This window comes from Bradyrhizobium diazoefficiens USDA 110 (assembly GCF_000011365.1).
GTDB lineage: Bacteria > Pseudomonadota > Alphaproteobacteria > Rhizobiales > Xanthobacteraceae > Bradyrhizobium > Bradyrhizobium diazoefficiens.
Map to the genome: position 1 here is coordinate 8,149,794 of NC_004463.1, position 22,085 is coordinate 8,171,878.

Below are 22,085 nucleotides of genomic sequence, written 5' to 3' on the forward strand. Positions count from 1 at the left end.
CCTCCACAATCTCGGCTGTCGTCCCGGCGCAGGCCGGGATCCATAACCACAGGCAGGCGCGGTTACGGGGACTCGGAGTGACCTGCTTCGCGCAACAACTTCATCTTGTGGTTATGGATCCCGGATCTGCGCGCGCCTAAGGGCGTGCTTGTCCGGGACGACGGAATTTGTGGCAGTAGTCGCGCCTCATATCTTGCACCCTCACATCGGCGGCGTGATCCCGTCCCTGCCGACGTTGACGCGGTTGGCTTCCAGCGAGCCGTCCTCCTTCTTCGCCGCGCCGAAGATGATCAGCTTGGCGCCCGGCTTGATCTCGGACCTGTCGCTGGCGACGAAGCTGACGATCGGGGTATCCGGCGACACCACGACTTTCTTCTCGCCGTCCTTGTATTTCACCGTGATGTTCTGACCGTCGGTGCCCTTCACGGTCTGCGTCACGGTGGCGTTGGTCATGGTCGAGTTGGCGCGCGCGTCCCAGGGCCGAAAACCTTCGGCCGCGCCGCGCTGGTTCTCCGGGAAGATATGCACCGCGATCGCCCTCTGGGTGCCGTCGGGCTCGGGCATAGCGGTGACGCCGATATAGGAGCCTTCCTTGATCTCCGACAGCTCCGTCTTCACCACGGCGAAGACCGCGACGTTGTCGGTCATGCGCACATTCACGTCGCTGCCTTCGCGCGTCTTGATGTCGAGCATGTTGCCGTCGACGTTCGCGATGGTGCCGCGGATACGCACCGTCGGCGCCTGCTGCGCCGAGACAGAGGAAACAGCGATAAAGGTCGCGAAGGCTGCCGCGACGGCGCGCGGCATCCAGGTGTTCGGCTTCGGCATGATTATCCCCTCCAGGGAGTTGCGACGGTCAAACACGGCAACCCCGTGTGACCGCCGCTATTCCCGGCCGTGACGATCACATCGGCGGCGTGAGGCCGTCGCGCCCGACGTTGACGCGGTTGGTCTCGAACGAGCCGTCCGGCAACTGCTTCATGAAGGCGATCACCTTGGCGCCGGCCTTCAGGTCGGTCTTGTCGCCGGGCACGAAGGTCACCACCGGCGTGTTGTCGGGGACGAACACCTTCTTCTCGCCGTCCTTGTACTTGACCAGCAGCGTATGGCCGTCACTGCCGACCACGCTCTCCGACACCGTGGCGTTGGTCATGCTCGAGTTGGGCTTGAGGTCATAGGGGCGCGAGCCTTCGCCGGTGCCGCGCATGCTCTCCGGAAACACATGCACCTCGACGGCGTTGTCGCCGCCGTCAGGCCCCGGCACCGTGGTGGCGCCGACGAAGGAGCCGGGCTTGATGTCGGCGAGTGAAATTTTGGTAATGCCGGACACGCGCACATCGGATGCGATGTGGAGCTTGACGTCCTCGCCGCTGCGCGACTTGACCTGCAGGATGTCGCCGTTGACGCTCTCGATCGTGCCGCGCACGCGCGTCGGCACCGGCGCCCTCTGCGCGAAGGCATAGAGGGTGGAAGCGGCCACCATCGCGACGGCGATGAGCGGACGTGTGAAAGTTGCACGTTGAACAGGCATGATTGTCTCCGATTGTCCCACTGGGATAGAACTCCGGAGGTGGTGCGCTATTCGCCGTTACCCTCTCAAGACTTTGTGAGATCGGCCTCGACCAATGCGCGCAGCTCGTCCGTGACCCGCGGCCGCCGGCCGAACCACAGCTCGAAGCCGCGCACGGCCTGGTGCAGCAGCATGCCGAGACCGTCGGCGGTCCTGAGGCCGCGTGCCTTTGCTGCGGCGAGCAGCGGCGTCACCAGGGGGACATAGACGAGATCGGCGACGACGGCCGCCTGCGGCAGGCGTGCAACATCAACATCGAGTGAAGGCTGACCGCGCATGCCGAGCGAGGTCGTGTTCACGAGAAGTTTTGCACGCGGCAGCACGTCGTCGATCCCGTCCCACGTAACGGGCTGCACGTTCGGCCCGAACTGCTTCGCCAGCGTCTCGGCCCGCGCGATGGTGCGATTGGCGAGATGGATGCGTTTGATGCCGCGCTCGCGCAGGCCGAACACGACCGCGCGCGCGGAGCCGCCGGCCCCGAGCACCAGCGCCTCCTCGGCCGTGTCCCAGCCGGGCGCGCTGGCATCGAGATTGTTGATGAAGCCCTCGACGTCGGTGTTGGTCGAGCGCAGCTCGCCGTCCTCGAACCACAGCGTGTTGGCGGCGCCGACGGCCTTGGCGCGCGCATCTGGCGTCGACAGCGCCAGCACGCCCTCCTTGTGCGGGATGGTGACGTTGGCGCCGACGAAGCCGCGCAGCGACAGCCGCAGCACGAAATCGCGGAGATCCTCGGGCGGGACGGCCTCGATGACATAGCCGCCGGCGATACCGAGCGTGCGCAGCCAATAATGATGGATCAGCGGCGAGCGCGAATGCGCGGCGGGCCATCCGATCAAACAGGCTGCGGGAGCCTTGGTCACGGTCATCTTCTCCCCGGATCGTATCGGAGGCGATCCATTTCGCGTCCCGCGGGCTCTGTCAAGCGCGCGGGCACGATTCCCGCACAGCGCTTCCGCAAGGCCGTGATGCGGCGCCGGCTTGAGAAGGTGCGCGCCGTCAGGTCGCGGCCATATCATCGGCCGCGGACAGAGCCGCGCCGCCCTTGATGTCGGCGACCGCGCGCGCGATGGTCACGCGATAGCGCGCACGGGGCGGGACGCCATATGGGTGAGCAGCGCGCGGCGGACGGCGGGCGAGGCGCCGGTGATGAACAGCCGGATGCCCCGGCGGTGGGCCTTGGCGGCGACGCGGCCGAGCACGTTGGCCGCCGTCGAATCCAGGAACGGCACCGCGGCGAAATCGACCACCATGCCCTTGCGCTTGTCGGCGATGCCGTCGAGCACGCTTCCGATCGCGGAGGCGGCGCCGAAGAAAAACGCGCCGGTGATGCGATAGACCAGCACGTCGCGATCGACCAGACAGTCTGGATTGCTTCGCTGCGCTCGCAATGACGGAGAGGAGGAGGCTGCGTGAGTCCAACTTTCGCCGCACGCGTGGATACAGCCCCTCACACCCTCTCCCCGTAAGAACGGGGAGAGGGTGTGAGAGAGCGTGCTTCCCTCACTGCGCGAGAGACAGACTCACGCCGCGTGCTGATGCGCGGCGATGATCTGGTCGGCGGCGCGGCCCGTGACTTCGGCCATGTGGTCGAACGTACGGGTGAAGCTGCCGGCGCCGGCCGTGGCCGAGCGCAGCTCGACGATCAGCTCGCCGATCTCGGCTTCCGGCATCATGGCGCGGACGCAGTCCCAGCCGCTCCAGCCGTCGCGGGTGTCGAAGCCGAGGATCTGGCCGCGCCGCGCCGACAGGATCGCGTTGATCTTGGCGGTGGCATCCGTCGGGCAGACGATCTCGACCACGTGGATCGGCTCCAGCAATACCGGCTGGCATTGCGGCAGGCCTTCATTAAGTCCGACCCGCGCGGCGGTGCGGAAGGCGAGATCGGAGGAATCGACGCTGTGATAGGAGCCATCGGTCAGCGTCACCTGCACGTCGGTGACGGGGAAACCGAGCGGACCGCGCGTGAGCCCGTCGACGACACCTTCTTCCACCGCCGGGATGTAGTTGCGCGGCACCGCGCCGCCCACCACCTTCTCGGCGAATTTGAAGCCGTCGCCGCGCGGCAGCGGCTTGATGTCGAGCACGACATCGCCGAACTGGCCGTGGCCGCCGGACTGCTTCTTGTGACGGCCGCGCTGGGTGATCGGCTTGCGGATGGTTTCCTGATAGCCGATCGCGGGCGGTTGCGAGGTGACCTTGACGCCGAAGCGATCGCGCAGGCGTTCGCTGGCGACGCGCAGATGCATCTCGCCCTGGCCCCACAGCACGGTGTCGTGGGTCTTTGCGTTCTGCACGACCATGAGCGAGGGATCCTCCTCATGCAGCCGCGTCAGCGCCTGGCCGAGCTTGACGTCGTCCTTGCGGTCGGTGGCCGCAACCGAGATCGCAAGCACTGCCGATGTCGGTTCTGCCGTGACCAGCGCCGCCGGCTGGGTCTTGCCGCTCGAGACCATGTCGCCGGTCTTGACCGGATCGAGCTTGGCGAGCGCGACCGTGTCGCCGGCTTCCGCCGCGGCACGCTTGGTGTCGTAGGCACCGTTGACGGCGAGGATGCCGGAGATGCGCCCCGCGCCGCCGGAGGAGGATTGCAGCGTGGCACCGTCGTCGAGATGGCCGGCGAGCAGCCGCGTCAGCGACAGCTTTCCGCCATGCTGCGAATGCAGCGTCTTGAAGACGTAGCCAAGCGCGTCCTTGCTCTCCGGTGCGCCGAGACGCTTTGCAGTCTCCGCAACACCCGGCGCCTCGTGGCGCAGCGCCTTCATCAGGCGCAGCACGCCGTTTTCGCGCGCCGCGGCGCCGAGCAGCACCGGGCAGATCAGCCCTTCGCGCAATTCGCGGGCGAGATCGTCGAACACGGCATCGCGCGGCGGCTGGATGTCTTCGAGCAGTTGTTCCATCAGCGCATCGTCGTGGTCGGCGAGCTTCTCCAGCATCGAGAAGCGGGCCTCCTTCTCGCGGTCGCGATCGCCGCCTGCGAGCGCGATGACCTCGGAGGCCTTGTGCTCGCGATAGATGAAAGCGCGCTCCAGCGCGAGATCGACGAAGCCCTCGATCAACTCGTCCTTCCAGATCGGGATCTGGCGCAGCACCAGCGGCACGCGCGAGGCGGGTTGGAGCGTTGCGAGCGTCTCGCGGATGCGCTTGTTGGCGCGGTCGATCTTGTTGAGGAACAGGAAACGCGGAATCTTCAGCTCCTCCAGCTCGCGCAGGATGATCTGAAGCTGGGGCAGCTTCTTCTCGTCGGCTTCGCAGACTACGACCGCGGCATCGACCGCGGGCAACGCGGCGCGCATGTCGTGGGCGAATTCGACGGAACCGGGACAGTCGAGGAAGGTGTAGCTGTCGCCCATGAAACTCGTGGTGGCGGCAGTGAGGCCGACGGTCATCTTGTGATGACGGGCCTCGGGCGTGGCGTCGCCGACGGAAGTTCCGGCATCTACGCTGCCGGCACGCGGGATTGCGCCCGTTCGTGCCAATATCGCTTCAAGAAGTGTGGTTTTACCGCTTTGGAATGGGCCCACCAGCGCAATGCACCGTGGACCTCGGGGACTTCTGACGTCTTGTCCCATTCGCCGCCTCCTTGGTGTGGAGCTCGGCCCATGATTGGGTCGGCAAACGCGGATGCTCTGCCCGTCCCCGAGATTTGGCAAGCGTCAAACGTCGCTGCGGTGCGTCCTTGTGATCGCGCCGGTGGAACGGCGCGATCACACGCATAATTGTTAACGGCCGGGCCGGAGTTCCAGGCTTTCGAGGCCGGCGGCGACGTTGAGTCCGACCTGGCCCTGCACGCTGAGCGGCTGGAGCGCGATCGAATTGTTGGAGCCGCCGACCAGCGCATTGCCACCGATACCGACGCCGACCGAAGCGCTACCCTGCGCGCCGGCATAATTGCCCGAGAGATCGCCGGGGCCGAGCCGGTCGACCGGCGCGAACACGCCCCAGGCCAGCGTCGTCTCCTGGGTGATGCCGATGTCGAGACCGACTTTGCGGATGGTCGCGACATAGCGATCCTCCGGCAAACCGTCGGCACGCAGGACGCAGCCGAGATTGGTCAGCGATCCCACGATGAAGCCAACGCTGGCACCGCCGCGGCATTCGAGCACGCCAACCCGGACCATCCGCTGCTGCTGAGCGTCGCTGTTTGCGACGGAGGCAACGAGGCTGGCGGCAGTGAGCCCGGCGAAGATGAACGTACGGCGCATGAATGTCTCCGGCGATGAATGTGATGCGAGCAGAGAGTCGCGCCTGCAAGCGAGGCGCGACGTTCTATGCCACAAGAGTCGTAGTGGTGCCAGATCACGCGTGACGATAAGCGTGCAAACAATAAAAAGGCCCGCCAGAGGCGGGCCTTTTCGATAGGTATTTGCGACAGGCTCAGCGGAGATTGCCGCAGAAGCGCTGGATGCGCTTGCAGGCGTCTTCGAGGTCCGAGGTCTTGGTCGCGTAGGAGATGCGGAACGCCGGGCCGAGGCCGAAGGCCGAACCCTGCACTACGGCGACGCCTTCGGTCTCCAGCAGCTCGGTGACGAACTGCTCGTCGTTGGAGATCACGTTGCCCGACGGCGCTTTCTTGCCGATCGTGCCGGCGCAGGACGGATAGACGTAGAACGCACCCTCGGGGCGCGGGCACTCGATCCCGTTCGCTTGGTTGAGCATGGAGACGACGAGGTCGCGGCGCTCCTTGAACACCTTGTTGTTGGCGGGGATGAAGTCCTGCGGACCGTTCAGCGCCTCCACCGAGGCCCACTGCGCGATCGAGCACGGGTTCGAGGTCGACTGCGACTGGATGGTCGCCATCGCCTTGATGAGCTGGGCAGGGCCGCCGGCATAGCCGATGCGCCAGCCGGTCATGCAATAGGCCTTCGACACGCCGTTCACGGTGAGCGTGCGGTCGTAGAGGCTGGGCTCGACCTGCGCGACCGTGGTGAACTGGAAGTCGTCATAGACGAGGTGCTCGTACATGTCGTCGGTCATCACCCACACATGCGGATGCTTGACCAGCACGTCGGTGAGCGCCTTCAGCTCGGCCCTGGTGTAGGCAGCGCCGGTCGGGTTCGACGGCGAGCACAGGATCACCCATTTGGTCTTCGGCGTGATCGCGCGCTCGAGCGCTTCGGCCCCGAGCTTGAAGCCGGTCGCCGCGGTGCAGACCACCGGCACCGGCTCGCCGCCGGCGAGCGCCACCATCTCGGGATAGCTGACCCAGTACGGCGCCGGGATGATCACCTCGTCGCCAGGATTGATGGTCGCCATCAGCGCGTTGTAGAGCACCTGCTTGCCGCCGGTGCCGACGATGACCTGGTTCGGCTTGTAGACGACGCCGTTCTCGCGCTGAAACTTCGCGATGATGGCTTCCTTCAGCTCGGGGATGCCGTCGACCGCGGTGTACTTGGTCTTGCCGGCTTCGATGGCGTGGATCGCCGCCAGCTTGATGTTGGCGGGCGTGTCGAAGTCGGGCTCGCCGGCACCTAAGCCGATGACGTTGCGGCCCGCCGCTTTCAGCGCGCGTGCTTTATCCGTGACCGCGATGGTCGCGGACGGCTTCACACGGTCGAGCGCAGCGGCAAGGAAGGACATCGTCATCTCCTGACAAGCGTCGTGACCCATGGGTCGTCACGACTCTGATTGTGGGAATGAAGCCACCCTAAAACGTGTGCCGCTGCGCCGCAAGAAACTTCGGCCCGATCTCGAAAAAGTTTACGGATTCCGGCGTTTCGAGGCGGGATTTCCCGCAATATTCCGTAACTTTGCCGTCCGAATCCCTCATATCCGGCAAGGCCTGTCCTCGGAGCAATTTTGCGTGTTTGCCGTCGCCAAACCAGACCGTCGTCATGCCCAGGCTTAGCCGTCCGAAGGACGGCGTCGCTTTCGCTCGCCTATGTCCCGGGCATCCACGTTCTTTCTGCCGTGCGGCGAGGCGTGGATGGCCGGGACAAGCCCGGCCATCACGATGTGGAAGCATGGTGCCCTGAACCGATCGCCCCTCTCGCGGAGCAACGCATCCGCACGTTGACGCAAGCGTGATCTGATTTGCATCGTCGCGTGGAAATGATCTTCCGTGGCGTTGCAGTGCGGTAGGGTTTTCGAGTTTTTCTATTGGCTGGCTCTTGCGGCGGATTCGCATCGGCATCATTGTTTAGCCGCGTTGCGGGGCAACAAGCGCCGCGCCTTCCCGTCCTCGGTTTAGAACTCCCAGAATGTACAAGCTCTATTCGATGCAACGCTCCGGCAACAGCTACAAGGTCCGCCTTGCGCTGGCGCTGTTGAACTTGCCTTACGAAGCGGTCGAGGTGGACATTCTGCGCGGCGAGAGCCGGACGCCGGACTTTCTGTCCAAGAACCCGTCAGGCCAGGTGCCGCTTCTCGAGGTCGACGGCAACCGTTATCTCGCCGAGTCCAACGCCATCCTCTGGTACGTCGCCGTCGGCACGCCGCTCGCGCCGGAGAACCGCATCGATCGCGCCGAGGCGCTGCAATGGATGTTCTTCGAGCAGCACGCGCTCGAGCCGAACATCGGCGCCGCCTATTTCTGGCTGTCGCTGGTCAAGGGCGGCCGCGACCTCCAGACCCATTCGCTGGAGGACTGGATGGAACGCGGCTATGGCGCGCTCCAGGTGATGGAGAACCATCTCAAGACCAACGCCTATTTTGCCGCGCGCCAGCTCACGGTCGCCGACATCGCGCTGTACGGCTACACCCATCTCGCCGACCGCTGCGATTTCGACCTTTCGACCTTCCCGGCGATCCGGGACTGGCTGAAGCGCGTCGAGGCCGCGCCCGGCTTCGTCGCGATGGACTGGCGGCCGGCCGACATCGACGACCCCGCCAGCATCGCCGCCAGCGCCTGATGGCGCGGGCCTGGGCGAATAGCGGGCATAAGCGTCGTCTTTGCCGCAATCCCGCCATTTTCGTTGCGGCAGCCGCCGCAATATTGCCGGTTGAAACTGGGAAATTCTGGAAAGTCGCGGGTGATTCGCTCGCACGTTGAAGGATTTAGACCTATGATTCGGGCGTCCGGCACGGCAGGCTTTCAGGGCCAACCCGCTACCGTTTCGTCTTCCCGGCTGACCAACGCGGTCGCGGCCTCGCTCGCCGTCGCCGCGCTCTCGCTGTGCCTGATCGTCACCCTGACGGTGCTGTCGACCAAGGCGACCATGGCGATGGGCCTGCCGGTCTGATTCCCGTTTCATCCTGACCAGCCTTCAGGGCGCCGCGTGACCCGCGCCGACCGGCATCGCGACAGGACGTCGATGAAGTCACCTGTGGTAGTCGTTGCAATCACCCTGACTGCGGCCATCCTGGTCGCGGCCTCGCTGTTGATTTTCACCGGCATGCGCAAGAGCTCGGGCACCTCGACGCTGAATGCGCCCGCGTCGCTGCAACGCGTCAGGCACGCGCACTTGGTCTAAAATCATCCGAAAGCTTTGCGCGCCGCCGCAAGCCGCCCTTAAGCACTTCGCACGAATTCGCACCGCACCGGTGCAACCATCAGTCACTGTTGCCGCCTTACCTCGTTCAGGGAGGAACGAGACAGGCCCATGCGATACGGATGGCGTGCGATCTGTGGACCGGTGCTGACAGCGGCGACCCTGCTGCTGGCGATCCTTTTCGATCGCGCCATCCCCTCGCCCGCACCGCTGCTCGTCTGCATCGTGGCGCTTGCGGGCGCGCTGTCGGGTTTCGCCTCCGCCATCACCAGCGCAGCCTTCGCCGTGACCGGCACGGTGCTGCTCCTGTTCTTCCACCGAGCAATGCCCTTGGCGACCGCGGATCTGGTGCAGCTCGGCCTCCTCGCGGTGACGACCGCCGGCACTGCCGCGATCAGCGGCCTGATGCGCGAGCGGCTGCTCGGCACCTTTGCCGCCGAGCGCCAGAGCCACGCCACCGCCGCGCGGCTGTCGGCCGCGCTCGACCAGGTCGATATCGGCATCGTGCTGCTGGATGCCGAGACGCGCGCCGAATTCATCAACCGCGCGTTCCGCGATTATTTTGCGGTGCCGGACGACATCGCCGACGGCAAACCGCCCTTCGTCGCGCTGATGTATCACGGCCGCGACACCGGCGCGTTCGAGCTGCCGGAGGACGAGCTCGCCACCTTCATCGCGCAGCGCATGGAGATGGTGCGCATCGGCGATGCCACGCCGATCAACATCGCCTTGCGCAGTGGCGAGGTGCTGCGCTTCGTCTGCGCCGCGCTGCCCGACGGCGGGCGCATGCTGAGCTACACCCCGGTAACCGACCTCGTGCGCCACACCGATGCGCCCTCGCGCGCCGACTATTACCGTTCGCTGCGTGACCCCACCGGCCGCAGGCTGATCCGGCACCTGCGCGCCGCGGAATAGCGTCACAGCACGATTGATCGACGCGCCCTTCATCACGTATGAAGGTTGCTTCATCGATCGCGGAATTTCCAGATGTCGCTCACCGTTCGCTCCGTCACCAAGCAGGACTACGATCAATGGCTGCCGCTGTGGGACGGCTACAACGCCTTCTACGGCCGCTCGGGCCCGACCGCGCTCGCGCCCGAGATCACGCGGATGACGTGGCAGCGCTTCTTCGACGCCTATGAACCCTTGCATGCGCTGGTCGCCGAAAGCGACGGCCGGCTGCTCGGGCTGACGCACTACCTGTTCCATCGCAGCACCACCGCGATCGAGCCGTCCTGCTATTTGCAGGATCTGTTCACGCTGGAGGCCGCGCGCGGCAAGGGCGTCGCCTCGGCGCTGATCCATGGCGTGTACGAGCGGGCGAAACTGGCGGGATCGCCGCGGGTCTACTGGCAGACGCACGAGACCAACGTCACGGCGCAGCGCCTGTACGACAAGGTCGCGGAGCGGTCCGGCTTCATCGTCTATCGCAAGCTGTTCTAATCCCGCGCGCAGCCTGTGGATAACTACCGCTGTCACCTACGCGTTACATAGCGGGACTAGGCTCCACCTGCGTCTGATCAGGCCCCCCGTCACCGATCAAGCGCCCCAAAGCGGTCCCCGTCAGTCGCCGCGTCTGACAGGGGCCGCATTTTTTTGTCCGCTCTGCCGGCATGGCAGCAGCGCGGCGAGCAGCTTGCTGGCGCGGCGCACCGCGGTCACAATGTGCTGCTGCTCGTCTCACAGGATCTCCCATGGAAATTCGCAATCTCGGCGCCTCCGGCCTTCGCGTGTCTGCGGTCGGGCTCGGCTGCAACAATTTCGGCCAGCGCACCGACCTCGAGACCTCGCGCAAGGTGATCCATCGCGCGCTCGACCTCGGCATCACGCTGTTCGACACCGCCGACATCTATTCGAACATGGGCGGCTCGGAAAACGTGCTCGGCACTGTCCTGGGCGATCGCCGCAAGGACATCGTGCTGGCGACGAAATATTCCAAGCCGATGGCGGAGGACGGAACCAAGCAGGGCGCCTCGCGCCGCTACATCATGGCCGCCGTGGAAGCGAGCCTGAAGCGGCTGAAGACCGACTACATCGATCTCTACCAGCAGCACGACTATGACCCGCTGACGCCGATCGAGGAGAGCCTGCGCGCGCTCGACGATCTCGTCCGGCAGGGCAAGGTCCGCTACATCGGCAATTCGAACTTTCCGGCCTGGCGGATCGCCGAGGCCGAGTACGTCGCACGCGCGATGAATGTCAGCCGCTTCGTCTCCTGCCAGGACGAATATTCCCTGGTGGTGCGCGACATCGAGAAGGACTTGCTACCGGCAGCAACGGAATACAAGCTCGGCCTGTTGCCGTTCTTCCCGCTCGCCAGCGGACTTCTGACCGGAAAGTACCGGAAGGGCGAGAGCGCGCCTGACGACACCCGCTTCGGCAAGGTGCCGCGGCTGCGCGACCGCTACGTCACGCCGCGCAACGAGGACATCGTCGAGAAGCTCCAGGCCTTCGCCAAGGCGCGCGGCCACAGCATGCTCGAGCTTGCCTTCTCCTGGCTCGCCTCGCGCCCGCAGGTGTCGAGCGTGATCGCCGGCGCCACCCGCGTCGAGCAGATCGAGGAAAACGTCAAGGCGATCGCGTGGAAGCTCAGCACTGATGATCTTGCCGAGATCGACACGATCACCCTGGGCTGACGTTTGAAGCGCGGCGCTATTTCGCGCCGCGCCCCACCGTCTGCATCACTTCGAAGCCTTCGAATTGCGGATGGCCGAGATAAAGCGGCTTGTTGTCGCCGGCCTTGTGATGCGCGGCCCGAAAAGCCTCCGACTTGGTCCACGCCTCGAACGCCGCGTGGTTCGCCCACACGGTGTGCGAGGCATACAGCGTGTGGTCCTCGAGCTCGGGGCCGCGCAGCAGATGGAATTCGACGAAGCCCGGCACCTTGTCCAGATGCGTGTCGCGCGAGAGCCAGACCTGCTCGAAGGCGGCCTCGGAGCCCTTGGCGACGCGGAAGCGGTTCATGGCGATGTACATGGGTGGTCTCTCCTGATGCTCAGGCGATTATCTCGTCATTCCGGGATGCGCCGCAAGGCGCAGGCCCGGAATCCATAACCCCGATCGGGAGTATGGATTCCGGGCTCGCGCCAAGAGGCGTGCCCCGGAATGACGGCGTTTGTGGATTAGGCCACCAAGCCCTTCATCGGCCTTGCGCTTGCGCTGTCCGGGAACACCGTCTCGGCCAGCACGCGATCGGACAGGCCAAACTGGCCTTGCAGCACGCCCTTGATCACGGAGCGCAAGTCCGTGGTGGGCTTGAGGTCGCGGGCCTCATAGAGGTTGGCGGGCTTGAGGCCCGGCCAGTCGGAGATGACGCGGCCGCCCTTCACCGCGCCGCCGGCGAGCAGCGCGACGGTGGCGGTGCCGTGATCGGTGCCGTCGGTGCCGTTGATGCGCGCGGTGCGGCCGAATTCGGTGGCGACGACGACGACGGTATCGCGCCAGCGCTCGCCGAGGCCGTTCTCGAATTCGACGAGCGCGCCGTCGAGCCCGCCGAGCAGGAAGGCGAGACGCCCGACCGGGCCGCCTTCATTGGCGTGCGTATCCCAGCCGTCGAAGGCGAGCGCGGCGATGCGCGGGCCGTCGTCGGCCGCCATCAGCTTGGCGGCGCCGCGCGCGACCTGGCGCATCTGCGCGACCTGATTGCCGCCCTTCGGCTTCATGTCGTCGCCGCTTGCGGCCTTCTCCAACTGGAGGCCCTGCGAGAGGGCCATCGCCAACGCGGGATCGCGGTGACGGTAGAGATCGACGAGCCGCATCGCGGTGTCGTCGTCGGCCTGCGGCAGCGCCACCGGCGCCCAGCCGACGGTCGGCGCATTGCCGCGCAGCACCAGCGGCGTGGTCGGCCCGACCGCAAGGCCGCTCGACACGCGCTCGCCGCGCGGCAGCGCTTCCAGCGCGCGGTTGAGCCAGCCGGACTGCACCCGGCCGGGGCCGGCATAACCGCTTTCGAGCACGTCCTGGCCGTCGAAATGCGAACGGTCGCGATAGGGTGTCGCCACCGCGTGGATCACTGCGGCATGCATGTCGCGATACATGCGCGCGAACTCCGGCATAGCCGGATGCAGCGCGAAGAAGGAATCGAGCATGATCGCGGGATGCGCGCCGTCCGCCGCGAGCGCGATCGATCCGTGCAGGCCGGCATAATCGGGGTCACCGACCGGCGCGACGGTCGAGAGCCCGTCGAGCGCACCGCGCAGGATCACCACGATCAGCCTGGGATCGCGACCGTCGGCCGCGCGGGCGAATTTCGGCAAATAGGCCCAGGCCGCGAAGGAGGCACCGCCGAGCAGAAGACCGCGGCGCGAGGTGAGGAGCCGGTTCTCGACGCAGTCGATCATCATCATCTCCTCTGCATTTCCGGCGACATCAGCAGCAGCGCCAGCGCCTGCTGGCGCGATTCCGCGCGCTCGATGGTCCGCCGCGTTTCGATCGACGCCGCGTCTGCCGCTGCGAATTCCAGCAGGTCGAGCGGGTCGATGTTGTTGCCGAGCCGCGCGCCCATCTGCGCGGCGATGTCGAGCCGCAGCTTCATGCCTTCGGGCGCGGCCCAGGCCGCAACGGTGTCCGGGAAACCGTTGGGACCGGACGGCGACCACAGCGGCTGGCCGAGCAGATTGAGACCGTTCAGATAGGCGCCGGGATCCTCCGGCACGCGCGCGAGCAGCCGGCCGCTCGCGACCAGGAAATCGTAAGGGCTGCGCATCTTGGTCAGCGGCGCCTTCCAGGCCTCGTCAGAATCGACCAACGCGGTCGCCATGGCCTTGAGATCACCATCGGTCTTGACGAAGACGTCGCGCAGGCGCGCGACCAATGCCTGGGGCGGATCGTCGGCGACGAAATGACGAACGAGCTTGGTCGCGATGAAATTCGCGGTCGACGGATGCCGGGCGATGTCGGCGAGCGCCGCCTCGCCCTGCGCCAGCCCCGTCGGCTCGTAGGTCTTGCCGAGCAGCACTTGCGGCCCCGGCTGGTGCGCGTTGACGTTGAAGGCGAAGGAGCCGGGTGTGCCGAGCCCGCCTTGCCGTCCGGCAAAGGTCCAGCCCGTGATGATGCGCGCGAGCGAGGTGACGTCCTCCTGCGTGTAGCCGCCGCCGACGCCGAGCGTGTGCAGCTCCATGATCTCGCGCGCGAGATTTTCGTTGAGCCCGCGCTTGCGGTTTTGCCCCGCGCGCGAGTCCGGCCCAAGCGATTGCTGGTTGTCGAGGAAGAACAGCATGGCCGGATGCTGCTCGACCGCCTTGAGCATGTCGGCGAAGCGCCCGAGCACGTGCGGCCGGATCGCCTCGCGCTCGAACGCGCCGGCCCAGATCCGCGCCAGCTCGCCCTTGCTCGCGGAGATGCAGAAATGGTTGGACCAGAACACGACCAGCCGCTCGGTGAAGCCGCACTCGACCAGCGTGGCACGCTGCAAGCGCGCCAGCGCCTCGGCACGAAAGGTTTTCTGGATCACGTTGAGCGGCTGCGGTGCAGGTTTTGCGGCGGGCGGCGCGGCCATGTTCGGCTGCATGGTCTCGGGCTTCGCCGCAGCGTCCGCCGGCTTGGCTTCGGCCATCTGGCCGGCGATCTCGGTCGCAGCCGTGTTCAGCGAGAGATTGCGGCGCGGCCCGGGCTTCTGATCAGCCGGCGCCTGCAGTGGCGGCGCTTCGGGCGGCGTGCCGGCCTTGGCGGCGGCCTCACGTGCCTGCTTGACCTCGTCCTGATAGGCGAACACGGCCTGACCGAGTTGCGGCGTCGATTGCAGGCCGGGCGCCTCCAGCAGCACGCCGTTGGGACGCGCCAGTTCCGCCTTCACGAAACCGCGCGGATCGGACGCCGCGTTGATCAGATCGCCGGATGCCCCGCCGCGGGCGCCGAGGCCGAAGCGGTTGAGCGCGACGAGGGCGGCTTGCGAATCGCGGGCCATCGATTTGTCCTTCGCGGATTGCCAACCGCTTTCCTGGTCTGTGCGCGGCGGATAATATACTGCAGCCGGAGATGAACCCGACATGAAAATGACGGCACAGCTTTTGCGCAAATCATGACAATTCCGAAAGAATCCTCAATGCAGGGCCCGCGCCGTCTCACCTGCTCCCGCTGCGGCACCGAGTTCGGCTGCGACCTCTCGGGCACCTGCTGGTGCGCGGAGGAAACCGCGCGACTGCCGATGCCGGTCAAGGGCGAGGATTGTTTGTGCCGGGACTGTCTGCGCAAGGCGGCGGCGCGTAGCCCGGATGGAGCGCAAGCGTAATCCGGGCTACGGCAGTATCGTAGGGTGGGCAAAGCGAAGCGTGCCCACCATTTTCATTGCGCGTGTGGGGAGATGGTGGGCACGGCGCTTTGCGCCTTTGCCCACCCTACGAAGCGACAAAACTTACACCGCATGCCCCGGTGAGGTCCGCGCCATGCCGTCGAACGCGTCGAGCAGCTTCTCGCGCCAGGCGTAGACCGGATCATCCGCCTCCAGCAGCTTGAACGGGCTCGTCACGCGCGCCCACTGAAAACCGCCGAACACGATGTAGTCGGCATAGTTCGGCGCGCCGCCGCCGATGAAGGGCTGCTTCTTCAACGTTTGCCGCATCATCTCCAACGATTTGCGGAAGGCGACCACGCCGGCATCGCGGCTGGCCATGATCTCTTCCAGCGTCTTGCCGCCAAAGCGCGCCTCGCGCGATTGGCGGAAATAGGCGGCATCGACGTCGGCGAGATTCTTCGGGATGTCGGCGATGATCAGCGGAAAGATGCCGCCGACGATGGCGATGTCGCCGAAGGCGTTGATCATGCGCGCCATGGCGCGGCCGCCCTCGCCGCCGAACAGCGACGGGCGATCCGGAAACCTGTCTTCGAGATAGTTCGCGATCGTCCAGGAATCGACGACGGGCTTGTCATCGTGCAGGAGCACCGGGACCTTCTCCGAGCCGTGCGGCGCGATCGCGCTCTTCTCGGTGAAGCGCCAGGGCAGCGATTCCGCCGCCAGCCCCTTGTGCGCCAGCGCCATCCGCGTGCGCCAGCAATACGGGCTGAAGGGACGCGAGGCGTCGGTGCCGACGAGTTCGAACAGTTTGAGCGACATGGCCGGTGCTCCGTGATCGCGAACGCAGCGAAGCAATCCAGACTGCCGCCGCGGAGACATTCTGGATTGCTTCGCTGGCGCTCGCAATGATGATGTGGAGACCTCACCGCCCGTGCGTGCGCAAGAACCTCTCGCCGTCCTCCGTCACCGCGATCACCAGCCCGAGGCCTGCAACCGTCTCGCGCGCGACGTAGCCGCGGTCGGCGGCGTCTTCCCAGATGGTGAGGCGCGGGCACGAGGTCTTCCAGGTCGAAATCACCTCGGCATAGGCGCGCGGCTCGCGCGCGACCCATTCGACGAAGTCCAGCACCAGCGGATCGGCAGTCTCGCTCATTGCAAACCTCCCTTGTCGAAGGCCGCCAGCACCGGGGTGCGAACCAGCAGCCAGCCGCCATAGGCGACGTAGTAGCAGGCGATGGTGGTGATCAGCTTGTTCGACCAGGCGATGAATTGCTGGTCGGTCATGGCTTCGAGAATGCGGCGCGCGAGCGTGGTGCCGAGCATGGATGCTACGATCGCGACGCCGGCGAGCACGGGATCGAGGCTCGCGGCCTGGTCGATGATGCCGCCGAAATAGATCAGCTTGGTGAAGTGGCTGACGAGCTGGCACATCGCCTTCGTCGCCACCTTCTCGCGCCGGCCGAAATCGCCGCCGAGGAAGAAGGTGTCGAGCAGCGGCCCCGACACGCCGGTCATCAGCATCAAGCCCATGCAGATCGTGCCATAGACGGTGCCCTGCCAGAGCCTATCAGGGTCCGGCTTGATGTTCGTCGGCAGCAGCCGCGCCATGAACGGGGTGATGCCGAGCAGCAGCAGCGCCATCGGCTTGTCAGGCACGTAGCGGGTGAGCGACCAGGCCGCGAGCGCGATGGTCGCGCCGACCATATAGTTCGCGACGGGCCGCCAGCGGATATGCGCCCGCCACAGGAACGCACGCCAGCCGTTCGAGGCCATCTGCGTGATCGCATGCAGCACCATCGCGGTCGGCAGCGGCATCAGGGCCAGCAGCACGCCGATCAGGATCAGCCCGCCCGCCATGCCGAACAGCCCCGACAGGAACGCGGTGGCGACCATCAGCAATCCAAGGGCAGCGATCATCATGGGTGTCACGCGGGGTCTCCGTGGCAAGTGAGGGACGCAGACTGTGCGCTCTCCCTCGCCCCGCTTGCGGGGAGAGGGTGGGATGAGGGGGAGCCTCCACAAGGGAGGTGGCAGTTGGACTCGCGGAGACTCCCCCTCACCCGGAATTTGCTGTCGCAAATTCCGGCCTCTCCCCGCAGGCGGGGAGAGGCGAAGAAGCAGCCTCCCGCTCAACAAAATCAGCATGGATTACGCTGATATTTCTGCCTCGCTTGCTCCCCTCGCGCAAACTGAGTTATCTTGCCCTGGCATCAGCTTTCCTGAGGGTCGGTCATTTGCGGCGGCTGCTCTTTCTCAACGGCATCAAGGCATTCGAGGCGGCGGCGCGGACCGGCAGCTTTGCTGCGGCGGGCGTCGAGCTCAACGTGTCGGCGGCCGCGGTCAGCCGCATGGTGCATCTGCTGGAGGAGCGGCTCGGCGTCGCGCTGTTCGAGCGCAAGGCCAACAGGCTGGTACTGACGCAGGCGGGACGCGCCTATCAGAGCGGGCTGACGCCGATCTTCGATGCGCTCGCCAGCCTGACCGCGCAGGTGACGGCGCCGTCCAGCGTCCGCGTGCTCACCATCGGCGTCGGCCACACCTTTGCGATGCGCTGGCTGATCCCGCGCCTGTCGGAGTTTCGCAACGAGGAGCCCGACATCGAGGTGCGCTTCACCACCGGCGGCGCGTCGGTGCCGTTCGGCGAGGACTGGAGCTGCGGCATCAAGCTCGGCACCGGCGACTGGCCCGGTCTCGTCGCCGAGCCGCTGTTCGCCGGCGACCTCACGCCGGTCTGCGTGCCCCGTCTCGCCGCGAGCCTGAAGCGCCCGGCCGATCTCAGGGGACCCAGCCTGATCCGCGTCGCACATTCAGCCGAGGACTGGCCGATCTGGCTGAAGGCCGCCAACCTCGCGCGCATCAATGCGCGCGGGCCGGAATTCCAGTTCTACGGCCAGGCGCTCCAGGCCGCCGCCGACGGGCTCGGCATCGCCATGGGCATCCGGCCCTACATCGACGACGATCTCGCCGCCGGGCGCCTGGTAGCGCCGTTCGACCTCTCGGTGCCCAAAGGCATGCGCTGGTATCTGGTCTATCGCAGCTTCCAGACCGAGCAGCGCGACTTTGCCGCGTTCCGCCGCTGGATCATGCGGGCGGCGTCGGAACCCGCCGCCCGTCCGGCGAGGCGCACCGGCCGCACCACCGCGCGGAACTGAAATTCAGCGGTTCCGCGGGCAAAAAACCCCGTCGCATGTGAACCGCTTCACATCCTGAAATCCGCAAACGTGGTCCCCTGACCCTCCAACAAGGCGCTCGAGCAACAGACTCGACCAAGACACTCCGGGGACTACCAATGACGACCATCTATGACGGCTTTGACATCGAATCCTTCGAAGCTGGCAAGGGGCTGTGGCACGCCCGCATCCGGCGCGCCGATTTCAGCCTGGTTGCCATCGACGGCGTGCTGTTTCCGGCCATGGAGGTCGGCTTCGCCTGGCCCGATCGCGACGCCGCGATTGCCGATGCCAAGCACCACATCGATCGCTTCCGCCGGCGGGCCGACAGCGACGACGAATAATCGGTCAGGGACGGCGAAGGGGAACCGGTCATGTCAATCACCGAATTCGACGACGGAGCGCGGCCTCGGATCTACAACCGCGCCGTCCTGTCGAATTGTCCCGAATGCGACGGCGATCTCACGGTGCTCCGCGTGATCGGCGGCCGCGCCGGGTGCGAGTACTGGACCATGCGCTGCACCGATTGCGGCGGGATCCACCTCGACATCCTCAAGGCGCATGGGACGGCCGAGGACAACGAGGGCCCGCTGCCGGCGGCGTGACGTTTCGGCCTGCTGCCAACCTGCTGTCAGCAGCCTGCGCACGGACGGGCATTCGCCCTTTCCTGAGGGGCGGACTCGTCCCATATTCGCCTCATGGCGAAGAAACCTGCATCCTCCGAAAAATCCGGCAAATCCCCCAAGTCCAAGGCCCCGTCCAAGGCCCCGAACTCGAAGGCGCACCGCCCTGACGTGCAGCCGATCGGGCCGGCGCTGGCCGAGCTGCTCAATCCCGCCATCAACCGCGGCGATGCCGGGCTTGGATCGGGCACCGGCCTCCAGCCGCCGCCGGACAATTCGCGCGACCGCCGCGCCGGGGGCGAGGCCGCCGCGCATCGCGCGCGCGCCTCGACGCCGAAGGACTTTCCCAGTGACCGCCCGGCGGGACTCGACGAGGCGCCGCAGGCCAATTACGGCACCGCGGCCACGATCCCGACGCTCGATCCGGAACTGGCGCGGCAGCTCGGCCTGCCCACCGAGGAGGACGATGCCGAGGCGCTGGCGCGTCCGCCGCGCAGCAAAATGGAGGCGCTCGGCGTCAAGGCGACCGCGGATGCGCTGGAGTCGCTGATCCGCGAGGGCCGGCCGGAGTTCCGCAAGGACGACGGCTCCACGAAGGTATGGACCCCGCATCGGCCGCCGCGCCCGGAAAAGTCCGAAGGTGGCGTGCGCTTCGAGATCAAGTCGCACTACGAGCCGCGCGGCGACCAGCCGACCGCGATCGCCGAGCTCGTCGAGGGCATCGAGCGCAACGACCGCAGCCAAGTGCTGCTCGGCGTCACCGGAAGCGGCAAGACCTACACCATGGCCAAGGTAATCGAGGCGACGCAGCGCCCCGCCATCATCCTGGCGCCGAACAAGACGCTGGCCGCCCAGCTCTATGGCGAGTTCAAGAACTTCTTCCCCGACAACGCGGTCGAATATTTCGTCTCGTATTACGACTACTACCAGCCGGAAGCGTACGTCCCGCGCACCGACACCTATATCGAGAAGGACTCCTCGATCAACGAGCAGATCGACCGCATGCGCCACTCGGCGACGCGCGCGCTGCTCGAACGCGACGACGTCATCATCGTCGCCTCGGTGTCCTGCATCTACGGTATCGGCTCGGTCGAGACCTACACCGCGATGACCTTCGCGCTGAAGAAGGGCGAGCGCATCGACCAGCGCCAGCTGATCGCCGACCTCGTCGCGCTCCAGTACAAGCGCACCCAGGCCGATTTCACCCGCGGCACCTTCCGGGTCAGAGGCGACGTCATCGACATCTTCCCGGCGCACTATGAGGACCGCGCCTGGCGCGTGAACCTGTTCGGCGACACCATCGAGACCATCGAGGAGTTCGATCCGCTCACCGGCCACAAGCAGGACGAGCTCGAATTCATCAAGATGTACGCCAACTCGCACTATGTGACGCCGCGCCCGACGCTGGTGCAGGCGATCAAGTCGATCAAATCGGAATTGAAGCAGCGGCTCGATCAGCTGCACGACCAGGGCCGCCTTTTGGAAGCGCAGCGGCTGGAGCAGCGCACCACCTTCGACCTCGAGATGATGGAGGCGACCGGAAGCTGCGCCGGCATCGAGAACTATTCGCGCTATCTCACCGGACGCCTGCCCGGCGAGCCGCCGCCGACGCTGTTCGAATACGTGCCTGACAACGCGCTGGTGTTCGCCGACGAAAGCCACGTCACCGTCCCCCAGATCGGCGCCATGTTCAAAGGCGACTTCCGCCGCAAGGCGACGCTCGCCGAATACGGTTTCCGCCTGCCCTCCTGCATGGACAACCGCCCGCTCCGCTTCGAGGAATGGGACATGATGCGGCCGCAGACCATCGCGGTGTCGGCGACGCCGAGCGGCTGGGAGCTGAACGAGAGCGGCGGCGTGTTCGTCGAGCAGGTCATTCGCCCGACCGGGCTTATTGATCCTCCGGTCAACATTCGCCCCGCCCGCACCCAGGTCGACGATCTGGTCGGCGAAGTCCGCGCCACCGCGCAGGCCGGCTATCGCTCGCTGATCACGGTGCTGACCAAGCGCATGGCGGAGGATCTCACCGAATATCTGCACGAGCAGGGTATTCGCGTCCGCTACATGCACTCGGATATCGACACCATCGAGCGCATCGAGATCATCCGGGATCTCCGGCTCGGCGCGTTCGACGCGCTGGTCGGCATCAACCTCCTGCGCGAGGGCCTCGACATTCCCGAATGCGCGCTGGTCGCGATTCTCGACGCCGACAAGGAAGGCTTTTTGCGCAGCGAAACGTCCTTGATCCAGACCATCGGCCGCGCCGCGCGCAACGTCGACGGCAAGGTGATCCTCTATGCCGACCAGATGACCGGCTCGATGGAGCGCGCCATCGCCGAGACCAATCGGCGCCGCGAAAAACAGGTCGAGTACAACACCGCCAACGGCATCACGCCGGAGAGCGTGAAGAAGCAGATCGGCGACATCCTCAATTCCGTCTACGAGCGCGACCACGTGCTGGTCGAGGTCGGCGGCCAGGACATGACCGACGACGTCATCTCGATCGGACACAATTTCGAAGCCGTGCTCGCCGATCTCGAAACCCGCATGCGCGAGGCCGCCGCCGATTTGAACTTCGAGGAAGCCGCGCGCCTGCGCGACGAAGTCAAGCGCCTGCGCGCCACCGAGCTCGCGGTGGTCGACGACCCCACCGCCAAGCAGCGCACCGTCCAGGGCAAGGCCGGCGCCTATGCCGGCACCAAGAAGTACGGCGACGCGGCGAACCTGCCCGTCAGCGCGATGAAGAGGAAAACCGTGAGCTCCGCGCTGAAGGCCAGCGGCGGCGGCAGCGGCTCGAAGGTGCACAAGCCGCATCTCGACGAGATGCACGGCCCGGAATCGCTGCCCTACCGCGAGAAGCCGAGCCTGCCGGCAAAGCCGTTCGGCAGCACGAGCCGGATCATCCAGCCGACGGACTCGCGACAGTCAGGACCGGAGTTCGGCCCCACCCCGCGCTCCAGCGGCGGCGCGCCGGGGCATCGCGGCGGGTGGAAGAAGAGGTAGGGGGCGCGGGGTCATCCGCGTTGTTCGTGGTTATGGATTCCGGGCTCGCGACTTCGTCGC

At 66.2% G+C, this 22,085-nt stretch carries 24 protein-coding genes and 1 pseudogene; 11 read left to right on the forward strand and 14 right to left on the reverse strand.

Annotated features, from left to right (window positions below; all coding sequences use genetic code 11):
* Positions 1-201: 201 nt before the first annotated feature.
* The 8 genes and pseudogenes from BJA_RS37585 to BJA_RS37620 all read right to left on the reverse strand — a co-directional run bounded on the left by BJA_RS37585 (position 202) and on the right by BJA_RS37620 (position 7,403).
* Positions 202-807: a hypothetical protein gene (locus BJA_RS37585; RefSeq protein ID WP_370163643.1), complete on the reverse strand. Its 606-nt coding sequence runs from the start codon at positions 805-807 to the stop codon at positions 202-204.
* A gap of 97 nt (positions 808-904) precedes the next feature.
* Positions 905-1,531: a hypothetical protein gene (locus BJA_RS37590; protein WP_028174699.1), complete on the reverse strand. Its 627-nt coding sequence runs from the start codon at positions 1,529-1,531 to the stop codon at positions 905-907.
* A gap of 65 nt (positions 1,532-1,596) precedes the next feature.
* Entirely contained in the window at positions 1,597-2,436 is an 840-nt protein-coding gene (locus BJA_RS37595; RefSeq protein ID WP_039187079.1) for a shikimate dehydrogenase, read from the reverse strand.
* A 130-nt stretch (positions 2,437-2,566) separates the two neighbouring features.
* A pseudogene (locus BJA_RS37600) lies at positions 2,567-2,940 on the reverse strand (sodium-independent anion transporter); the annotation flags it as partial.
* Positions 2,941-3,090: 150 nt separating this feature from the next.
* Entirely contained in the window at positions 3,091-5,139 is a 2,049-nt protein-coding gene (locus tag BJA_RS37605) for an elongation factor G (RefSeq protein WP_011090149.1), read from the reverse strand.
* Between the two features lie 150 nt (positions 5,140-5,289).
* On the reverse strand, positions 5,290-5,772 hold the full coding sequence (locus tag BJA_RS37610; protein ID WP_011090150.1) for a DUF992 domain-containing protein: 483 nt from the start codon (positions 5,770-5,772) through the stop codon (positions 5,290-5,292).
* 172 nt (positions 5,773-5,944) lie between these two features.
* A complete protein-coding gene (locus tag BJA_RS37615; RefSeq protein ID WP_028174694.1) occupies positions 5,945-7,147 on the reverse strand; it encodes a pyridoxal phosphate-dependent aminotransferase in 1,203 nt (400 codons plus the stop codon).
* Between the two features lie 67 nt (positions 7,148-7,214).
* Positions 7,215-7,403: a hypothetical protein gene (locus tag BJA_RS37620; protein ID WP_038965400.1), complete on the reverse strand. Its 189-nt coding sequence runs from the start codon at positions 7,401-7,403 to the stop codon at positions 7,215-7,217.
* Between the two features lie 364 nt (positions 7,404-7,767).
* On the opposite strand from BJA_RS37620, the gene BJA_RS37625 reads away from it, so the two are divergent.
* The 6 genes from BJA_RS37625 to BJA_RS37645 all read left to right on the forward strand — a co-directional run bounded on the left by BJA_RS37625 (position 7,768) and on the right by BJA_RS37645 (position 11,633).
* Entirely contained in the window at positions 7,768-8,418 is a 651-nt protein-coding gene (locus tag BJA_RS37625; protein WP_011090153.1) for a glutathione S-transferase family protein, read from the forward strand.
* Positions 8,419-8,571: 153 nt separating this feature from the next.
* Entirely contained in the window at positions 8,572-8,748 is a 177-nt protein-coding gene (locus BJA_RS42490; protein ID WP_007596747.1) for a hypothetical protein, read from the forward strand.
* A 36-nt stretch (positions 8,749-8,784) separates the two neighbouring features.
* On the forward strand, positions 8,785-8,979 hold the full coding sequence (locus BJA_RS37630) for a hypothetical protein (RefSeq protein ID WP_011090154.1): 195 nt from the start codon (positions 8,785-8,787) through the stop codon (positions 8,977-8,979).
* Positions 8,980-9,108: 129 nt separating this feature from the next.
* Complete coding sequence (locus tag BJA_RS37635; RefSeq protein ID WP_011090155.1) at positions 9,109-9,912, forward strand: PAS-domain containing protein; 804 nt, start codon at positions 9,109-9,111, stop codon at positions 9,910-9,912.
* Positions 9,913-9,984: 72 nt separating this feature from the next.
* Complete coding sequence (locus BJA_RS37640) at positions 9,985-10,440, forward strand: GNAT family N-acetyltransferase (protein ID WP_011090156.1); 456 nt, start codon at positions 9,985-9,987, stop codon at positions 10,438-10,440.
* A gap of 251 nt (positions 10,441-10,691) precedes the next feature.
* Positions 10,692-11,633, forward strand: coding sequence for an aldo/keto reductase (locus tag BJA_RS37645; protein WP_011090157.1), 942 nt, complete (start codon positions 10,692-10,694; stop codon positions 11,631-11,633).
* 16 nt (positions 11,634-11,649) lie between these two features.
* On the opposite strand, the gene BJA_RS37650 is transcribed toward BJA_RS37645, so the two are convergent.
* The 3 genes from BJA_RS37650 to BJA_RS37660 all read right to left on the reverse strand — a co-directional run bounded on the left by BJA_RS37650 (position 11,650) and on the right by BJA_RS37660 (position 14,902).
* Complete coding sequence (locus tag BJA_RS37650) at positions 11,650-11,973, reverse strand: antibiotic biosynthesis monooxygenase family protein (protein WP_008544592.1); 324 nt, start codon at positions 11,971-11,973, stop codon at positions 11,650-11,652.
* A 146-nt stretch (positions 11,974-12,119) separates the two neighbouring features.
* On the reverse strand, positions 12,120-13,337 hold the full coding sequence (locus BJA_RS37655; RefSeq protein ID WP_038967274.1) for a DUF1501 domain-containing protein: 1,218 nt from the start codon (positions 13,335-13,337) through the stop codon (positions 12,120-12,122).
* 2 nt (positions 13,338-13,339) lie between these two features.
* On the reverse strand, positions 13,340-14,902 hold the full coding sequence (locus tag BJA_RS37660) for a DUF1800 domain-containing protein (RefSeq protein ID WP_038967275.1): 1,563 nt from the start codon (positions 14,900-14,902) through the stop codon (positions 13,340-13,342).
* A 114-nt stretch (positions 14,903-15,016) separates the two neighbouring features.
* Here BJA_RS37660 and BJA_RS43360 point away from each other — a divergent pair, with 114 nt between their 5' ends.
* Positions 15,017-15,226: a cysteine-rich CWC family protein gene (locus BJA_RS43360; RefSeq protein ID WP_011090160.1), complete on the forward strand. Its 210-nt coding sequence runs from the start codon at positions 15,017-15,019 to the stop codon at positions 15,224-15,226.
* A gap of 123 nt (positions 15,227-15,349) precedes the next feature.
* Here BJA_RS43360 and BJA_RS37665 read toward each other — a convergent pair whose 3' ends face one another.
* The 3 genes from BJA_RS37665 to BJA_RS37675 all read right to left on the reverse strand — a co-directional run bounded on the left by BJA_RS37665 (position 15,350) and on the right by BJA_RS37675 (position 17,158).
* Positions 15,350-16,048: a glutathione S-transferase family protein gene (locus BJA_RS37665; protein WP_038967273.1), complete on the reverse strand. Its 699-nt coding sequence runs from the start codon at positions 16,046-16,048 to the stop codon at positions 15,350-15,352.
* Positions 16,049-16,151: 103 nt separating this feature from the next.
* The gene (locus BJA_RS37670; RefSeq protein WP_011090162.1) at positions 16,152-16,382 is read right to left on the reverse strand and encodes a hypothetical protein; all 231 of its coding nucleotides are present in this window, start codon (positions 16,380-16,382) and stop codon (positions 16,152-16,154) included.
* Positions 16,379-17,158, reverse strand: coding sequence for a sulfite exporter TauE/SafE family protein (locus BJA_RS37675; RefSeq protein ID WP_011090163.1), 780 nt, complete (start codon positions 17,156-17,158; stop codon positions 16,379-16,381). The genes BJA_RS37670 and BJA_RS37675 overlap by 4 nt, the downstream gene beginning before the upstream one ends.
* 305 nt (positions 17,159-17,463) lie before the next feature.
* Here BJA_RS37675 and BJA_RS37680 point away from each other — a divergent pair, with 305 nt between their 5' ends.
* From BJA_RS37680 to uvrB, 4 genes are all read left to right on the forward strand, one after another.
* The gene (locus tag BJA_RS37680) at positions 17,464-18,381 is read left to right on the forward strand and encodes a LysR substrate-binding domain-containing protein (protein WP_028174686.1); all 918 of its coding nucleotides are present in this window, start codon (positions 17,464-17,466) and stop codon (positions 18,379-18,381) included.
* A gap of 137 nt (positions 18,382-18,518) precedes the next feature.
* Positions 18,519-18,743 carry a hypothetical protein gene (locus BJA_RS37685; protein ID WP_028174685.1) on the forward strand — a complete coding sequence of 75 codons (225 nt, stop codon included), beginning with the start codon at positions 18,519-18,521 and terminating at the stop codon, positions 18,741-18,743.
* Positions 18,744-18,773: 30 nt separating this feature from the next.
* Entirely contained in the window at positions 18,774-19,004 is a 231-nt protein-coding gene (locus BJA_RS37690) for a hypothetical protein (protein WP_038967277.1), read from the forward strand.
* Positions 19,005-19,097: 93 nt separating this feature from the next.
* On the forward strand, positions 19,098-22,025 hold the full coding sequence (uvrB, locus tag BJA_RS37695; RefSeq protein ID WP_011090165.1) for an excinuclease ABC subunit UvrB: 2,928 nt from the start codon (positions 19,098-19,100) through the stop codon (positions 22,023-22,025).
* Positions 22,026-22,085 lie beyond the last annotated feature (60 nt).

Excerpts from the sequence above, each read along its gene's own strand:
- BJA_RS37585 (WP_370163643.1), bottom strand. The coding sequence starts at position 807 with ATGCCGCGCGCCGTCGCGGCAGCCTTCGCGACCTTTATCGCTGTTTCC.
- BJA_RS37590 (WP_028174699.1), bottom strand. The coding sequence starts at position 1,531 with ATGCCTGTTCAACGTGCAACTTTCACACGTCCGCTCATCGCCGTCGCG.
- BJA_RS37595 (WP_039187079.1), bottom strand. The coding sequence starts at position 2,436 with ATGACCGTGACCAAGGCTCCCGCAGCCTGTTTGATCGGATGGCCCGCC.
- BJA_RS37605 (WP_011090149.1), bottom strand. The coding sequence starts at position 5,139 with ATGGGACAAGACGTCAGAAGTCCCCGAGGTCCACGGTGCATTGCGCTG.
- BJA_RS37610 (WP_011090150.1), bottom strand. The coding sequence starts at position 5,772 with ATGCGCCGTACGTTCATCTTCGCCGGGCTCACTGCCGCCAGCCTCGTT.
- BJA_RS37615 (WP_028174694.1), bottom strand. The coding sequence starts at position 7,147 with ATGTCCTTCCTTGCCGCTGCGCTCGACCGTGTGAAGCCGTCCGCGACC.
- BJA_RS37620 (WP_038965400.1), bottom strand. The coding sequence starts at position 7,403 with ATGACGACGGTCTGGTTTGGCGACGGCAAACACGCAAAATTGCTCCGA.
- BJA_RS37625 (WP_011090153.1), top strand. The coding sequence starts at position 7,768 with ATGTACAAGCTCTATTCGATGCAACGCTCCGGCAACAGCTACAAGGTC.
- BJA_RS42490 (WP_007596747.1), top strand. The coding sequence starts at position 8,572 with ATGATTCGGGCGTCCGGCACGGCAGGCTTTCAGGGCCAACCCGCTACC.
- BJA_RS37635 (WP_011090155.1), top strand. The coding sequence starts at position 9,109 with ATGCGATACGGATGGCGTGCGATCTGTGGACCGGTGCTGACAGCGGCG.
- BJA_RS37640 (WP_011090156.1), top strand. The coding sequence starts at position 9,985 with ATGTCGCTCACCGTTCGCTCCGTCACCAAGCAGGACTACGATCAATGG.
- BJA_RS37645 (WP_011090157.1), top strand. The coding sequence starts at position 10,692 with ATGGAAATTCGCAATCTCGGCGCCTCCGGCCTTCGCGTGTCTGCGGTC.
- BJA_RS37650 (WP_008544592.1), bottom strand. The coding sequence starts at position 11,973 with ATGTACATCGCCATGAACCGCTTCCGCGTCGCCAAGGGCTCCGAGGCC.
- BJA_RS37655 (WP_038967274.1), bottom strand. The coding sequence starts at position 13,337 with ATGATCGACTGCGTCGAGAACCGGCTCCTCACCTCGCGCCGCGGTCTT.
- BJA_RS37660 (WP_038967275.1), bottom strand. The coding sequence starts at position 14,902 with ATGGCCCGCGATTCGCAAGCCGCCCTCGTCGCGCTCAACCGCTTCGGC.
- BJA_RS43360 (WP_011090160.1), top strand. The coding sequence starts at position 15,017 with ATGACAATTCCGAAAGAATCCTCAATGCAGGGCCCGCGCCGTCTCACC.
- BJA_RS37665 (WP_038967273.1), bottom strand. The coding sequence starts at position 16,048 with ATGTCGCTCAAACTGTTCGAACTCGTCGGCACCGACGCCTCGCGTCCC.
- BJA_RS37670 (WP_011090162.1), bottom strand. The coding sequence starts at position 16,382 with ATGAGCGAGACTGCCGATCCGCTGGTGCTGGACTTCGTCGAATGGGTC.
- BJA_RS37685 (WP_028174685.1), top strand. The coding sequence starts at position 18,519 with ATGACGACCATCTATGACGGCTTTGACATCGAATCCTTCGAAGCTGGC.
- BJA_RS37690 (WP_038967277.1), top strand. The coding sequence starts at position 18,774 with ATGTCAATCACCGAATTCGACGACGGAGCGCGGCCTCGGATCTACAAC.
- uvrB (WP_011090165.1), top strand. The coding sequence starts at position 19,098 with ATGGCGAAGAAACCTGCATCCTCCGAAAAATCCGGCAAATCCCCCAAG.